Source organism: Lysinibacillus sp. OL1 (genome assembly GCF_004332175.1).
Classification (GTDB): Bacteria; Bacillota; Bacilli; order Bacillales_A; family Planococcaceae; genus Lysinibacillus; species Lysinibacillus capsici.
The window spans coordinates 1-456 of sequence record NZ_SJDS01000043.1; the positions used below are offsets into that span (position 1 = coordinate 1).

The 456-nt window shown below is 60.7% G+C and carries 1 protein-coding gene; it reads right to left on the reverse strand.

From position 1 onward, the window contains the following. Nucleotides 1-26: 26 nt before the first annotated feature. Complete coding sequence (locus EW028_RS24350) at nucleotides 27-428, reverse strand: DUF302 domain-containing protein (protein WP_131522767.1); 402 nt, start codon at nucleotides 426-428, stop codon at nucleotides 27-29. Nucleotides 429-456: the final 28 nt, after the last annotated feature.

Below are 456 nucleotides of genomic sequence, written 5' to 3' on the forward strand. Positions count from 1 at the left end.
CATGCGATTGTTGTTCGAGCTCGGTTCTACTGTGCGGTGAGCGAATCGAGAGCTGCCTGCAGCCTGGTGGTCGCCTCGTCGGCGACGGACTGCAGTCGGGGTTCGCCGGTCACCTGAACCATGAGGGCGGGGTTCATCGCATCGACGATGACGGTGTTCTCCGCGGAGGGATCGGCGCGCACGACGACGTTGCAGGGCAACAGTAATCCGATCCCCCGCATCACTCCGACTGCGCGATGTGCCAACGTCGGGTTGCAGGCGCCGAGGATGAGGTAGTCCTCCAGGGCTTCGTCGAGCTTGGCTTTGAGGGTCGATTTCATGTCGATCTCGGTGAGTATCCCGAAACCTTGCTCCGACAATGCCTTACGGGTGCGTTCGACAGCGTCGTCGAACGTGGTGTTCAGGGTGGTCGTGAGTGCGAGTTGCATGATCTACGTCCTTTTTTCGGGGGATCCG